Source organism: Meridianimaribacter flavus (assembly GCF_004366715.1).
Lineage (GTDB): Bacteria > Bacteroidota > Bacteroidia > Flavobacteriales > Flavobacteriaceae > Gaetbulibacter_B > Gaetbulibacter_B jejuensis.
In genome coordinates this window covers 269,916-284,091 of the sequence record NZ_SOQZ01000002.1, presented here as the reverse complement: position 1 = coordinate 284,091, position 14,176 = coordinate 269,916, and the positions used below count along the sequence as shown (strand labels likewise).

The window sequence follows — 14,176 nt, the reverse complement described above, 5'->3', positions numbered from 1 at the left end:
TGTGTGATTGAATTAGCTGCTAATATATTGATTTATTTCATGTTACCAATCATGTCTTCTGGTTTTACCCATTCGTCATATTCTTCAGCTGTAACATAGCCTAAATTAATTGCTTCTTCTTTTAATGTAGTTCCATTTTTATGAGCTGTATTAGCAATTTCAGCAGCTTTGTAATAGCCTATTTTAGTATTTAATGCTGTTACAAGCATTAAAGAATTGTTTAGTAGCTGCTTTATTACTGAATGATTAGGTTCAATACCACTAGCGCAGTTTTCTTCAAAGCTTACACAAGCATCTCCTATGAGTTGAGCAGATTCTAAAATATTTGCAGCCATCATAGGTTTAAAAACATTTAATTCATAATGTCCTTGAGTGCCACCAACAGTAATAGCAACGTCATTACCCATAACTTGCGCACAAACCATTGTAAGAGCTTCACATTGTGTTGGGTTAACTTTTCCAGGCATAATTGAGCTACCAGGTTCGTTAGCAGGAATTATGATTTCTCCAATACCAGAACGAGGTCCTGAAGCCATCATTCTAATATCATTTGCTATTTTATTTAATGATACCGCAAGTTGCTTTAAAGCACCATGAGTTTCAACAATTGCATCATGAGCAGCTAGAGCTTCAAACTTATTTTCAGCAGATACAAATGGAAGGTTTGTAAATTTAGCAATGTATTGTGCTACCAGTTCAGCATAACCCTCAGGAGTATTAAGACCTGTTCCAACAGCTGTTCCTCCTAAAGCTAATTCAGCAAGGTGAGGTAAAGTGTTTTCAAGTGCTTTTAAACCATGGTCTAATTGTGATACATAACCTGAAAACTCTTGTCCTAAAGTTAAAGGTGTTGCATCCATAAGGTGTGTTCTACCAATTTTTACACAGTCTTTAAACTCAATAGATTTTGTGTGTAAAGTATTTCTAAGTTTTATAACTCCTGGAATTGTAGTTTCTACAACTTTTTTATAAGCTGCAATATGCATTCCAGTAGGGAAGGTATCGTTTGATGATTGCGATTTGTTAACATCGTCATTAGGTTGGATGGTTTTATCGCCTTCACCAATAACTTTACCAGCAAGTTGGTGTGCTCTATTAGCAACAACCTCATTTACGTTCATGTTGCTTTGAGTTCCTGAACCTGTTTGCCAGATTACTAACGGAAACTGATCGTCGTGTTTGCCTTCTAAAATTTCATCACAAACTTGAGCAATTAAATCGCGTTTTTCGTCTTCTAAAACACCTAACTCATTATTAGTATAAGCAGCAGCTTTTTTTAAATATGCAAAACCATATACTATTTCTAAAGGCATAGAAGCTGGTGCACCAATTTTAAAATTATTTCTTGAGCGCTCAGTTTGCGCTCCCCAAAGTTTATCTGATGGGACTTTTACTTCTCCCATCGTGTCTTTTTCTATTCTATAAGTCATGATGTTTGTTTTATTAGATGCACAAATTTAACATTTTTCATCGTTCTTTTGGGTTTAAAAAGCATGAAGTTATGTGCTTAAATATTAAAAAAAACTTAAATGTTTTTAATTCCTACTAGTTTAGTAGATTAATAAGTATCTTTATACTTTAATTTTTAAAATCATAAACATGGCAACAATTAGATTAGGAGATGTAGCACCAAACTTTACTGCACAATCTTCAGAAGGACAGATTAATTTTCATGACTGGTTAGGTGATGGTTGGGGAATCTTGTTTTCGCATCCTGCCGATTATACTCCTGTTTGTACTACAGAGCTTGGTACTGTAGCTAAATATAAATCAGAATTTGATAAACGAAATGTTAAAGTAGTAGCGTTAAGTGTTGATGGAGTAGAGTCTCATAAAGGATGGATTAACGATATTAATGAAACGCAAAACACAACTGTAAACTTTCCAATAATTGCTGATGAAGATCGAAAAGTATCAGAACTTTATGATATGATACATCCTAATGCAGATAGTAAATTAACTGTTCGTTCAGTATTCGTGATTGATCCTGATAAAAAAGTAAAACTTATTATTACTTATCCAGCTTCAACAGGTAGAAATTTTGATGAGTTATTACGAGTTATCGATTCGTTACAGCTTACAGCTTATCATAAAGTAGCTACACCTGCTAACTGGAATAATGGAGATGACTGTGTTATCGTTCCTGCGGTTGCAGATAAAGATATTCCTGAGCTTTTCCCTAAAGGTCATAAAGTTGTAAAACCTTATTTGCGAACAACTCCACAACCTAATTTAGATTAGGATCAACAATTAAAAAGATTAAAAAACATCATGTAGTCAATTCATGGTGTTTTTTTATATTTATAAAATCAAAAATGGTTTATATATGAAGCAAGTTATAGCAGTCCTTTTTTTAGTTTTTACAGTTTCTTTTTCTTTTTCGCAAACCGAAGTTAAATCAAAACCATTAACGATAGGAGAGGTAAAAACTATTCATTCAAAGGTTTTAAATGAAAACCGAACACTGAATGTGTATTTGCCATCAACTTATGATGCAGCTAAAGCATATCCTGTTATATATGTTTTAGATGGCTCAATCAATGAAGATTTTATTCATGTCGTTGGCTTGGTGCAGTTTTTTAATTTACAGTTTAAAATGCCTGATGTTATTGTTGTAGGTATTGCTAATGTAGATAGAAAACGCGATTTCACATTTCATACAAATTTAAAATCTCTGAAAAAAAATTATCCAACAACAGGACACTCTAAATCGTTTATCACTTTTTTAGAAACCGAATTGCAACCTTACATTGAGAAAACGTATAAAACTACTAATGAGAAATATTTAATTGGCCAATCATTAGGAGGTTTGTTAGCCACTGAGGTTTTATTGAAAAAACAGTCATTATTTACGCATTACTTAATTGTTAGTCCTAGTTTATGGTGGGATGATGAAAGTATGCTTAACGAAGCTAATATGTTGTTTAGTCACCAACCAGATGTTGAAACGTATGTGTATGTTTCAGTAGGAAAGGAAGAAGACCCAATTATGCAAAGAGAAGCTAGTGCTATTACTGAAGTTTTAAAATCCTCAGGTAAAGAGCATTTAACAGTTGATTATTTACTAATGGATAATGAAAATCATGCTACTATTTTACATAGAAGTTTGTATGAAGGTCTCTTAAGATTGTTTCCATACAAAGATTAGTGAAAAAGAGTAGTGAATAAGCTGTTAATAAATTTTAGTTTCGTATTGTAAAACAAAACACTTTGTTTTATCTTTGCATCAACAACAAAAAAATAGCACATGTTTGAATTTGATCAATACTTAGGATTTTTAGCATTTTTAACCATTTTAACAATTGGATTTTGGTTAATGATATTTTTATTGACTTTCGTAATCCCTTACTGGATTTTTGGTGCTTCAATTGAAAGACTTAAAGAAATTAGAGCTGAAAAGAAAGCTCAAAGATTACAACAATAATTTTTTACTATATATTATAAAAAAAGGACGCAATTGCGTCCTTTTTTAGTTTTATACATTTTAGGTTTACCCTTCAAACTCAAAGTCGTCTCCACCACCATTACCATCGCCACCTCTTTGACGTTGGTTGTTTCTGTTTTGTTGGTTAAATCTATAAGTGAACGATAGGTTAAAAGTACGTTGTCTCCATTGAAACTCACTATGACTAATAAACGTATCGGTTGTAGAGTCAGAAATTCTTTTTCTGCTGTTAAATACATCGCTCACATTAAAAGCTATTGAAGCATTTTCATTTAAGATATCTTTACTAAAAGCAACATCAGTTGAAAACATTCCCTTTGTTTTATTTTGAGCATCTTCACTTGGTCCTCTATAAAATAAACGTGTTTGCCAATCGATTTTTCCTGGTAAAGTATATTTATTGTTTAATCGAGCAAACCAACTAATGTTTTCAGCTCCAAAATCGGTTCCGTTATAAAAACCTTCGGTTTTAGATTGGAATAAGTTGAAGTTTCCGTTTAAGTTCCATTTTTTTGATGGTCTGTAGGTTACGGTAAACTCAAAACCAAAACGGTCGTTTGTTGCTAAGTTAATAGGAACACGTCTTATTACTGGTACTTCAGTTCCTCCAACAGTAACTGTTTGTCCTGTATCTTCTGTAATGAAAGTAAATACATCAGTAGCATGTTGAAAGTAAATAGATGAGTTTAAAGTTACTTTTCCAAATTTGTTTAAGTATCCAATGTCAACAGTATTTGAGTAACTTGGGTCAATATCTGGGTTTCCTTGAAATAGGTTAGTTGCACTACTTCTTGATGGAAATGGATTTATAAAACGAGAACGTGGTCTTCTAATTCTTCGGTTATAACCAAATGTGATACTTTGGTTTTCAGTAATTTCATACCCTAAATTTACGGTTGGGAAAAATCCAACATAGTTTTTCTTGTCAAAATCACCACTTGTAACTTGGTCAATAGTTATACGTGTAGATTCCATACGTAAACCTAATAAATAAGAAAATTTGTCTTTTATTTTACTACCAAATTGAGAGTATACAGCGTTAATATATTCTCTGTAAACTAAGTTATTACTTACATCAGTGTCTAAAACATAATCATTACCATCATAAAACTCTAACGCATAATCGGTATCTAATTCGTTAAAGTTACCTCTATACCCAAATTCAAATTGACCTTTTTCACCAATAGGCATTACGTAGTCACTTTGTAATAAAATTTGATCTTGTTCTTCAAGAGTTGTTACTCTTTCAGAAGCATCTCCATCTTGCTGAATTAAGGAAAACTCATCCTCATTACTATTTTCATATTGAAAATCGAACGTAAATCTGTGCTCACTGTTTCCATTAAATTGCTTGTCGAAATTAACAGAGTACTGTAAGTTTCTGTCGTCTTCTTTTTCAAGTTCAAGTCTTGGAGATTCATTAATTAATGCTCCAGTTGCATCAACCTCTCTAATAGTGTTAGTAGTTTCATCATCATCATCACTTTTTCTGTACACAACCGAAGCTGTTAACGAAGCAGTGTCATTAATGTACCATTCAACACCTGTATTAGTTGTAATTCCTTTTCGCTGTCTGTCAAAATCTCTGTATTCGTTTAAAAATGTGTTAGGGTCGTCACCATTAAAATATTCAGTTTCAGTAAGTGAATTACCAGGAGATTCTCTGTAATTATATCCAGTAGTATTGAAAAAATTGAAATCTCCAGTTCTGTAGTTAATATTCCCAGAAATTCCAGCTTGTGTTGGGTGTCCTGCATTTACAGTAACAGCTCCATTTAACCCTTGTAATTTACTACGTCTTAAAATAATGTTTAAAATACCTGCAGTTCCTTCGGCATCATAACGAGCAGAAGGAGAGGTGATTACTTCAACACGCTCAATAGATTCAGCAGGTAGTTGTCGTAAAGCATCGGTTGAATTTAAACCTACCAATCCTGAAGGTTTACCGTTAATTAAAATACGTACGTTGTCTTGACCTCTTAAAGATACATTTCCTTCAACATCAACAGAAACCGAAGGAACGTTGTCTAGTACATCACTTACTGTACCACCACGAACCGTAAGGTCTTTACCAACATTATATATTTTCTTGTCTAGTTTTATTTCAACAGTAGTACGCTCTGCAATAACTTCAACCTCTCCAAGAGCTTCAACATCTAAAGCTAAACCTACAGTGCCAAGATTTATATCGCTAGTTAATGATTTATCATAATAGGTTTTCTTTTCGTAAGAAATGTATTCAACTGATATGTCATAAGTTCCTGCAGGTACATTTATTGAGAATTTACCTTCGCTATCTGTAATGCCTCCAGTAACTATTTTATTCTCTTTTTTACTAAAAAAAGCAACAGTTGCATACTCTAATGGTAAGTTTACCTCACTGTCCATTACTATACCAGAAACGGTTATTTCGTTAGGTGTTTGCGCAACAATTGAGTTGAAGCTTAAAAGTAGAATAAGTGTTTTAAATAGATGTTTCATGAATTGATTTTGGTTGGGTTAATTTTTGTTTTTCTTTTTTCTCTTGTTCTTTTTTTTATGTTCCAAAGGGTTTTTAACTGCTTCTTGAATTTTACTAATAACTTCATCTTTACATATATCTTTTAATTCAGTAAAATGAGTTCTGTCCAATTCATTTAATTTTTCTTCGCGTATATATGAAGGGAAGTTTGCTTGATGAATTTTCTGTTTTTCATCAAAATAGGAGTTTAGTTTTTGCTTGATGATTTCTTTTTGAAAATCGTCAACGCTTAAGCTGCTAACAAGATTTTCTATAAATTCAAGTTTGTCAGCTTCATATTGTTCTTTCATCTCTTGCATTTGCTTCTCATTACTGTTTTGAGAATGAGTAGCTAGAGAATAAAAACTGAAAAAAAGTAAAAAAAAGAATAGTTTTTGCATGCCTAGTTTTTTAGTTAGACAGCAAAAATATGGTAAGGTTTAGTGGGTTTTGGTTAAAGTTGTGTTAAAGAAATAAACCTTATTAAGGCTAAATAATTTCTAAAATTTTGGTAGCAGGTCTACCAATAACAGCCTTTTTACCATTAATAGCTATTGGTCTTTCAATAAGTTTTGGGTTTTCAGTCATAGCTTTTATAATTTGATCGTCAGTAAGGTCTTTACCTTTAAATTCTGATTTCCAAATAGCTTCATTTTTACGCACTAATTCAATAGGTAGAATTCCTAATAAATTAATGATGTCTTTTAATTCTTTTTCAGAAGGAACGTCTTCTAAATATTTAATAACTTTAAATGGTTTTCCATAAGTTTCAAGAACTTCAATACCTTGTCTTGATTTACTACATCTAGGGTTGTGGTAAATTTTAAGCATAATAATTTTTTATAGTGTTTGTTGTGTGTCTTCTTTTTGTCCCATCATCATTAAATAGGCTTTTAAAAATGGCTCAATATCTCCATCCATAACAGCGTCTACATTACCTGTTTCATGACCAGACCTTACATCTTTTACTAGTTTATAAGGGTGCATAACGTAATTACGTATTTGACTTCCCCATTCAATCTTCATTTTTTCGGCTTCAATATCATCTCTTTGAGCCAATTGTTTTTGCAATTCTATTTCGTACAACTGCGATTTAAGCATTTGCATTGCTCTTGCTCTGTTATCATGTTGCGAGCGCGTTTCGGAACAAGAAATTTGAATTCCTGTAGGCTTGTGAGTAAGCTGTACTTTGGTTTCAACTTTATTTACATTTTGTCCACCAGCACCACTTGAACGCGCTGTTGTAATTTCAATATCGGCAGGATTGATTTCTATTTCAATAGTATCATCTACCAAAGGATAAACATATACCGAAACAAAGCTTGTGTGTCGTTTGGCATTACTGTCAAATGGTGAAATACGTACCAAACGATGCACACCATTTTCACCTTTTAGCCACCCAAAAGCAAAATCGCCTTCAATCTCTAAAGTTACTGTTTTTATACCTGCAACATCTCCTTCTTGAAAGTTAAGTTCTTTAACCTTAAAGCCATTTTTTTCAGCATACATAAGGTACATACGCATAAGCATACTTGCCCAATCGCAGCTTTCGGTTCCACCAGCTCCAGCAGTAATTTGAAGTACAGCACTAAGGCTATCTCCTTCATCTGAAAGCATGTTTTTAAACTCTAATTTTTCAATTTGAGTTACAGCTTTTTCAAATCGGTCATCAACATCTTCAGCAGTAGCTTCATCTTCTTTATGAAACTCGTAAATAACTTCTAAGTCTTCTACAAGTGTTTTTGCAGTGTTATAATCTTCAACCCATTTTTTCTTTTCTCTTAGCGACTTCATTATGGCTTCAGCAGCTTTGGAGTCGTTCCAGAAGTTTGGGTCAAATGTTTTTTCTTCTTCGTTAGCTATTTCTATTAATTTGGCATCTACGTCAAAGATATTGTCTAAGCGAACCTAGACGGGAATTAAGATCTTTTATTTGATCTGATGTAGTCATAAAATTGTAAATTTTGACAAATTTAAAATTAAAACCTGCATTGTAAAAGATTTGCAAGGATATTTTTAAAGGAATTTGTTTAGTTTTATGCCTTAATACTCAATTATGAAAACGCTTTTTTTACATTCATTTTTACTTTTATGTATTACTACTTCCTTTGCTCAAGGATTAACAGGAAAAGATTTAAAAAATTACGAAGGATATTTTAATTTCTTTTATGAAGAAGCTCAAGATAAAATCTATCTAGAAGTTACTAAGTTAGATGAGGAGTTTTTATATGTAAACTCACTAGCAACAGGAGTTGGTTCTAATGATATAGGTTTAGATAGAGGACAACTTGGAGATAACAGAATTGTAAAATTTGTTAAAGCAGGAAACAAATTACTTTTAGTACAACCTAATCAAAATTACAGAGCAATAACCGATAACGAGTTAGAAAAGAAAAGTATTGAACAAGCTTTTGCAAAATCGGTGTTATTTGGGTTTAAAATAGAAGAGGAGTCCAACGGAAAATACATTATCGATATTACTTCGTTTTTAATGCAAGATGCTCATGGAGTAGCTGATAGATTGCAAAGCCAAAACGAAGGACGCTACAGTTTAGATATGAGTAAAAGTGCACTATCACTAGAGCGTACAAAGGCTTTCCCAAAAAATGTTGAGTTTGAAGCATTGTTAACTTTTAGTGGAGACCCAAAAGGCCGAAACATAAGAAGTGTAACACCAACAGCTTCTTTAGTGAGTGTTATTCAGCATCATTCATTTGTAGAATTACCGGACGATAATTATAAAAAGCGTGAGTTTGATGTGCGTAGTGGAGCCATTTCCATTTCGTATATGGATTATGCAACTCCTGTACAGGAGCAAATAAAGAAGCATTATATTATTCGTCATCGTTTAGAAAAAAAGAACCCAAACGATTCCATTAGTGAAGCAGTTGAACCTATTATTTATTATTTAGATTCTGGTACTCCTGAACCTATTCGTTCTGCTTTATTAGATGGAGCGCGTTGGTGGAATGAAGCCTACGAAGCTATTGGTTTTAAAAATGCTTTTCAAGTTGAAGTGTTGCCTGAAGATGCTGATCCTATGGATTGCAGATATAATGTTATTCAATGGGTACATCGCTCAACAAGAGGTTGGAGTTATGGTGGAAGTGTTATAGACCCAAGAACAGGAGAGATTATTAAAGGTCATGTTAGCCTAGGTAGTTTACGTATTAGACAAGATTTCATGATTGCTCAGGCGTTATTGAATAAGCCATTCGCTAATCGTGATGACAACTATCAACCTATGTTACAAATGGCTTTGGCAAGAATACGTCAGTTGAGCGCGCACGAAGTGGGACATACTATTGGCTTTGCACATAATTTTGCAGCAAGTACTAATAATAGAGCTTCGGTTATGGATTATCCGCATCCAAAAGTAAAACTTACAAATGGCGAAGTTGATTTAAGCGATGCTTATGATGTTGGTATTGGTGATTGGGATAAAGTTACTGTGGCGTATAGTTATTCTCAATTTAAAGACACTGAAAATGAAACAGAAGCACTAAATAACATTTTGAAAGAAGCAACTAATTCTGGTCTTCGATTTATAACCGATAGTGATGCACGAGCACAAAATGGTGCTCATGCCTATGCTCACCTTTGGGATAACGGTAAAAGTGCTTCTGAGGAGTTAGAAAACGTGCTTAAAGTGAGAGCTAAAGCAATTTCAAATTTTTCAAAAGATAATATTAAGACAGGAGAACCTTATTCAGTTTTAGAAGATGTGTTTGTGCCTTTATATTTCTTTCATCGTTATCAAACCGAAGCAGCTACTAAGCTTGTAGGTGGATTGGATTATAACTATGCGGTAAAAGGCGATGGTCAAATGATTACAAAAGCTATCGATGCTAAAACTCAAAAAGAAGCACTACAAGCTATACTTAAAACCCTTTCTGCAGAGACATTGGCTATTCCACAAGATAAGTTAGGGTTGTTTCCTCCAAGAGCATTTCAGTATTGGCGAACAAGAGAATCATTTCGTGGTAATACAGGAGTCGCTTTTGATCCTTTTGCACCTGTAGAAACGTCAAGCGATATGACTTTGGGATTATTATTAAATCCTGAACGAATGAACAGAGTGTATCAACAAAAGGTTTTAGATAAATCGCAATTAGGTTTAAAAGAATTTTTAGAAATCTTGATAGATGCCACTATAAAAAAGAAAACAGAAAACAGTTACCAAGGCGAAGTACAGCAGGTTATCAATCTTTCGGTTTTAAATAATATTATGGCGTTATCAGCTAGCGAAAAATTAATGCCACAAGCTCAGGCTTTAGTAAATTTTGAAGTGATGAAACTAAAAGTGAAATTACAAGAGCGAAGAGTTGATCCAATGGCAATGTTTATGGTGAAAGAGATAGATAAATTTTTAGGAAATCCTAAAGGTTTTAAAGCACCAAGTTCACCAAAAATTCCTGATGGTTCTCCAATAGGAAGTGATACTTGTTTTTATCATTCAAACTAAACATAACAGAAAAATAGTTTAAAAATTCCCATTTCTTAGAAAATAGATATGATTATAGATTTAAGAAGCGATACAGTTACAAAGCCAACAAAAGACATGTTGGAAGCAATGATGCAAGCGCAAGTTGGCGATGATGTTTTTGATGAAGATGTTACTGTAAAAATGCTAGAGAGCAAACTAGCAGCTCAATTTGGAAAATCACACGCCTTATTTTTTCCTAGCGGAAGTATGGCAAACCAAACTGCTTTAAAATTGCATACGCAACCAGGAGAGCAGGTAATTTGTGATAAAACAGCTCACATCTATAATTACGAAGCTGGTGGAGCGTCGTTTAATAGTGGTATTTCGTGTAAGTTGGTTGATGGTAACAGAGGTATGTTTACAGCACAACAAGTGGAAGAAGCTATTAATCCTGATGCGTTTTATTATGCTAAAACAACTTTAGTAGAAGTTGAAAATACGGCAAATAGAGGAGGAGGTTCTTGTTGGGATTTTGAAGAGTTGAAAAAAATACGTCAGGTTTGTGATACACACAAATTAGGGTATCATCTTGATGGTGCTCGATTATGGAATGCGCTTGTTGAAAAGGACGAAACCACAAAGCAATATGGAAAACTGTTTGATACCATTTCAGTGTGTTTGAGTAAAGGTTTAGGTTGTCCCATAGGTTCTGTTTTAATTGGTGATGAAGCGCTTATGAAAAACGCAGTGAGAATTAGAAAAGTATTTGGTGGAAATATGCGTCAAGTAGGATATTTAGCTGCTGCTGGATTGTATGCTTTAGAAAACAATATCAACAGACTAAAAGACGATCACAGTAAAGCTAAAGACATTGAAATGGTTTTAAAAACATTGCCTTTTATACAATCGGTTGAACCTGTAGAGACCAACATTATCATTTTTGAGCTACAGAAAGGAATTAGCGAATCTGCATTTGTACAAAAGCTAGATGATAATGGTATTAAGATTATAGGTATGGGAAGTGGAAAGCTACGTATTGTAACACATCTTGATTATACCAATGTAATGCACGATAAGTTTTTGAGTGTATTGAGAAAGCTTGAGTTTTAGTTTGAAACTTTTATTAAGTACTACTATTAATAAATACAGCTTGTATAACTCCATTAGCTAACCAAACTAACCCTAAAATTAGATTTAGGGTTATTTGTTTCTTTTTATAGTGAATTTTCATTTTTCAAGATTTACATCAACACGCTAAAAAATCACTTAAACATATCCAAACCAGGAATGTTTGGCATACCATCTTTAGCAACTGCAGCAATTTCGGTTTCGTTTACAGTTGTGGCACGCTCTATAGCTTTGTTTAGTGTTAAAACAAGGTAATCTTCAAGCATATCTTTGTCTTCAAGCAATGCATCGTCAATAACAATATTTTTTATGGTTCTGTTTGCAGTAATAGTTACTTTAAGTTTATTATCAGTACTGCTTTCATCAATTAAAACAGTGTTTAAACGAGCTTTAGTGTCTTCAACTTTTTTTTGGGTTTCTTTCAATTTATTCATCATACCCATCATATCTCCAAACATAATTTTTTCTTTTTATTAGGTTAAGTCACAAAATTACTAAAATCATTAGTAATGCATTAACAGTTCAATTCTAATTTTAATTCTATTTTTGCATATTTCTTAAACTAATTTTTAATGATAAAAGAAAGGGTTGTACCTCCTGTAGCTAAAAGAGTTCCTAAAACTTTAAGCATCCACAACGATACCAGAATTGACGATTATTTTTGGCTCAACCAAAGAGAAGACCAAGATGTTTTAGATTATTTAAACGCTGAAAACGCCTACTTTGAAGAAATGACAGCGCATACCAAAGCTTTTGAAGACAACTTGTTCAAAGAAATGAAAGCAAGAATTAAGGAAGATGATGAGTCGGTTCCTTATAAGTACAATGGGTATTGGTATATTGTGAAGTATGAAACAGGAAAAGATTATCCAATTTATATAAGAAGAAAAGATACTTTAGATGCTCCTGATGAGTTGATGTTTGATTGTAACGAAATGGCAAAAGGACACGACTATTTTAAATTAGCAGGTATAAGCATAAGCCCTGATAATACCAAAGTTGCGTATGGTTTAGATACAGTAGGAAGGCGTCAGTATACTATTAATTTTAAAAATTTAGTTGATAATGAACCAATTACTGATACTATAGAAAACACTACAGGTTCAGCGTCTTGGGCTAACGATAACGCGACTTTATTTTACACTAAAAAAGATGAAGAAACGCTGAGGTCTGATAAAGTGTTTAAACACAAATTAGGGACTAATGAAAGTGAAGATAAATTGGTTTTTCACGAAACCGACGACACATTTGGAGTAGCAGTTTACAAGTCAAAATCTAGAAAATATATCATTATTGCTTGTTACAGCACCTTAACTAATGAGTATCATATTTTAGATGCCAACACACCTAATGCTGATTTTAAGGTGTTTCAAGAACGTATAAGAGGTTTGGAGTACAGTATTTCGCATTTTGAAGGCCATTTTTATATGGTCACCAATAAAGATGAGGCTACTAACTTTAAGCTAATGAAAACCGATGAAACCAAAACAGAAGTTTCAAATTGGGTTGAGGTTATTCCGCATCGAGAAGATGTGTTACTTGAGGATATTGATATTTTCAAAGACTTTTTAGTTATTAGTGAGCGTAGTAATGGTTTAAACCAAATACGAATTACACGTTGGGACGAAACCGATGATTACTACTTACCTTTTGATAGTGAAACCTATACAGCCTACACAGGCACTAATGTCGATTTTGATACTGAAGTGTTGAGGTATAGTTACAATTCGCTAACCAATCCTGCGTCAACTATTGATTTTAATATGGTAACTAAAACCAAAACCATAAAAAAGGAGCAGCAGGTTTTAGGAGGTACATTTGATAAAAACAATTATCAATCAGAGCGCTTATGGGCAACTGCTGATGATGGTACCAAAATACCAATGTCTGTAGTATATAAAAAAGGTGTTAAAAAGGATGGCAACAGTCCAGTGTTGCAATATGCTTATGGCTCTTACGGTTCAACTATAGATCCTTATTTTTCTAGCATACGTTTAAGCTTGTTAGATAGAGGCTTTATTTATGTAATTGCTCATGTAAGAGGAGGAGAGTATTTGGGTAGAAATTGGTATGAGCAAGGTAAACTACTTCAAAAGAAAAACACCTTTACCGATTTTATTGCGTGTTCAAAGTTTTTAATCGAAAACAATTATACCTCTCCTAAACATCTTTACGCTTTAGGCGGAAGTGCAGGAGGTCTTTTAATAGGAGCTGTAATTAATATGGCACCACAGTTATATCATGGTGTTATTGCTGCTGTACCTTTTGTAGACGTGGTAACCACAATGTTAGATGATAGTATTCCGCTAACAACAGGAGAATATGACGAATGGGGAAACCCAAATACCTTAGAGTATTATAACTACATGAAATCCTATTCGCCATACGATAATGTAAAAGCGCAAGACTATCCACATATTTTAGTAACTACAGGACTTCATGACTCTCAAGTACAATATTGGGAGCCAGCAAAATGGGTTGCAAAAATGAGATTTCTAAAAACTGACACTAATAAATTGTTTTTAAAAACCAACATGAATGCAGGTCATGGTGGCGCTTCAGGACGTTTTGAAGCCTTAAAAGAAGATGCCGAAGAGTATGCCTTTTTATTAGACTTAGAGAATATTACTAGTTAATTAAAAAAAAACTCTTATTTTTGCGAGGTTTTAGGTTACTT

At 33.3% G+C, this 14,176-nt stretch carries 12 protein-coding genes; 6 read left to right on the top strand and 6 right to left on the bottom strand.

Annotated features, from left to right (window positions below):
* Nucleotides 1–32: 32 nt before the first annotated feature.
* On the bottom strand, nt 33–1,430 hold the full coding sequence (fumC, locus tag A8975_RS06075; protein ID WP_134199077.1) for a class II fumarate hydratase: 1,398 nt from the start codon (nt 1,428–1,430) through the stop codon (nt 33–35).
* Nucleotides 1,431–1,599: 169 nt separating this feature from the next.
* On the opposite strand from fumC, the gene A8975_RS06070 reads away from it, so the two are divergent.
* From A8975_RS06070 to A8975_RS14535, 3 genes are all read left to right on the top strand, one after another.
* On the top strand, nt 1,600–2,241 hold the full coding sequence (locus A8975_RS06070) for a peroxiredoxin (protein ID WP_129760194.1): 642 nt from the start codon (nt 1,600–1,602) through the stop codon (nt 2,239–2,241).
* A gap of 85 nt (nt 2,242–2,326) precedes the next feature.
* The gene (locus A8975_RS06065; protein ID WP_134199075.1) at nt 2,327–3,148 is read left to right on the top strand and encodes an alpha/beta hydrolase; all 822 of its coding nucleotides are present in this window, start codon (nt 2,327–2,329) and stop codon (nt 3,146–3,148) included.
* A 99-nt stretch (nt 3,149–3,247) separates the two neighbouring features.
* Complete coding sequence (locus A8975_RS14535; RefSeq protein WP_165353684.1) at nt 3,248–3,424, top strand: hypothetical protein; 177 nt, start codon at nt 3,248–3,250, stop codon at nt 3,422–3,424.
* Between the two features lie 66 nt (nt 3,425–3,490).
* Here the strand turns inward: A8975_RS14535 and A8975_RS06060 are convergent, their stop codons facing one another.
* The 4 genes from A8975_RS06060 to prfB all read right to left on the bottom strand — a co-directional run bounded on the left by A8975_RS06060 (nt 3,491) and on the right by prfB (nt 7,896).
* Complete coding sequence (locus A8975_RS06060; RefSeq protein WP_131506873.1) at nt 3,491–5,926, bottom strand: TonB-dependent receptor domain-containing protein; 2,436 nt, start codon at nt 5,924–5,926, stop codon at nt 3,491–3,493.
* Between the two features lie 18 nt (nt 5,927–5,944).
* Nucleotides 5,945–6,346 carry a hypothetical protein gene (locus A8975_RS06055; RefSeq protein ID WP_131506871.1) on the bottom strand — a complete coding sequence of 134 codons (402 nt, stop codon included), beginning with the start codon at nt 6,344–6,346 and terminating at the stop codon, nt 5,945–5,947.
* A gap of 88 nt (nt 6,347–6,434) precedes the next feature.
* Complete coding sequence (gene arsC / locus A8975_RS06050) at nt 6,435–6,776, bottom strand: arsenate reductase (glutaredoxin) (RefSeq protein ID WP_131506869.1); 342 nt, start codon at nt 6,774–6,776, stop codon at nt 6,435–6,437.
* A gap of 9 nt (nt 6,777–6,785) precedes the next feature.
* Nucleotides 6,786–7,896, bottom strand: a protein-coding gene (prfB, locus tag A8975_RS06045; protein ID WP_131506867.1) for a peptide chain release factor 2 whose coding sequence is annotated in 2 segments (ribosomal slippage) — nt 6,786–7,832 and nt 7,834–7,896 — 1,110 coding nt in all. Because the reading frame shifts where the segments join, the coding sequence is not laid out codon by codon here.
* Between the two features lie 105 nt (nt 7,897–8,001).
* On the opposite strand from prfB, the gene A8975_RS06040 reads away from it, so the two are divergent.
* Together A8975_RS06040 and A8975_RS06035 are read left to right on the top strand one after the other, a co-directional pair.
* On the top strand, nt 8,002–10,410 hold the full coding sequence (locus tag A8975_RS06040; protein ID WP_134199073.1) for a zinc-dependent metalloprotease: 2,409 nt from the start codon (nt 8,002–8,004) through the stop codon (nt 10,408–10,410).
* A gap of 48 nt (nt 10,411–10,458) precedes the next feature.
* Nucleotides 10,459–11,481 carry a threonine aldolase family protein gene (locus tag A8975_RS06035; protein WP_134199071.1) on the top strand — a complete coding sequence of 341 codons (1,023 nt, stop codon included), beginning with the start codon at nt 10,459–10,461 and terminating at the stop codon, nt 11,479–11,481.
* A gap of 152 nt (nt 11,482–11,633) precedes the next feature.
* On the opposite strand, the gene A8975_RS06030 is transcribed toward A8975_RS06035, so the two are convergent.
* Nucleotides 11,634–11,957, bottom strand: a complete 324-nt coding sequence (locus A8975_RS06030) for a YbaB/EbfC family nucleoid-associated protein (protein WP_131506861.1) — start codon at nt 11,955–11,957, stop codon at nt 11,634–11,636.
* Between the two features lie 114 nt (nt 11,958–12,071).
* Here A8975_RS06030 and A8975_RS06025 point away from each other — a divergent pair, with 114 nt between their 5' ends.
* Nucleotides 12,072–14,135 carry a S9 family peptidase gene (locus A8975_RS06025; protein WP_134199069.1) on the top strand — a complete coding sequence of 688 codons (2,064 nt, stop codon included), beginning with the start codon at nt 12,072–12,074 and terminating at the stop codon, nt 14,133–14,135.
* The last annotated feature ends 41 nt before the right edge of the window (nt 14,136–14,176 follow it).